The sequence below is a fragment of the Marinobacter salinexigens genome, assembly GCF_008370345.1.
GTDB classification, from domain to species: domain Bacteria; phylum Pseudomonadota; class Gammaproteobacteria; order Pseudomonadales; family Oleiphilaceae; genus Marinobacter; species Marinobacter salinexigens.
In genome coordinates this window covers 1-812 of the sequence record NZ_VTUU01000040.1, presented here as the reverse complement: position 1 = coordinate 812, position 812 = coordinate 1, and the positions used below count along the sequence as shown (strand labels likewise).

The window sequence follows — 812 nt, the reverse complement described above, 5'->3', positions numbered from 1 at the left end:
AGGAGACCCGCCTCAGCTAGTACCAGTAGTCGTCGCATTTGCAGGCAGATCTGAGTKAGCCGGCGGATCCGATCCGKGCGCCTGCGGTGTGKGKGTCGGTGGAGATGGCCACAGCTTACGCTCCCATGGCGAGCCAGGKGATGAAGAGCAGCCTCGTCGTGCACTCGMGGCCGAGGGGCCTGTCAGGCGCTGCTGCGCTCACGAGGCGGCCCCGGTTCACCGTCAAGGCCATCCAGCCCGAGAAGGCAACGTACCAGGTGGTGCAGCCCATCAACGGCGACCCSTTCATCGGCAGCCTGGAGACGCCSGTCACCTCSAGCCCGCTCRTSGCGTGGTACCTCTCCAACCTSCCGGCCTACCGCACCGCCGTGTGCCCGCTGCTGCGGGGCGTCGAGGTCGGCCTCGCSCACGGCTACCTCCTCGTSGGGCCCTTCGCGCTCACSGGCCCGCTCCGCARCACGCCCGTGCACGGCCAGGCSGSCGCGCTCGGCGCCGCCGGCCTCGTCGCCATCCTCAGCGTCTGCCTCACCATGTACGGCGTCGCCTCCTTCAACGAGGGGGACCCGTCCACGGCGCCCTCGCTCACGCTCACCGGCAGGAAGAAGGAGGCCGACAAGCTGCAGACCGCCGACGGCTGGGCCAAGTTCACCGGGGGGTTCTTCTTCGGCGGCATCTCCGGCGTGCTCTGGGCCTACTTTCTCCTCTACGTGCTCGACCTCCCCTACTTCTTCAAGTAGAAATCATCAAAGATGCGTATATATATAGCTCCGGCCGATCCTCCTCTCTAGCTGCATGGTATGTAGGTGGTGTGG

1 protein-coding gene is annotated in these 812 nt (G+C 66.5%); it reads left to right on the top strand.

Features of this window, described 5'->3' with window-relative positions; all coding sequences use genetic code 11:
• Positions 1–140: 140 nt before the first annotated feature.
• Positions 141–737 carry a photosystem I reaction center subunit XI gene (locus tag FWJ25_RS20575; RefSeq protein ID WP_149601855.1) on the top strand — a complete coding sequence of 199 codons (597 nt, stop codon included), beginning with the start codon at positions 141–143 and terminating at the stop codon, positions 735–737.
• Positions 738–812 lie beyond the last annotated feature (75 nt).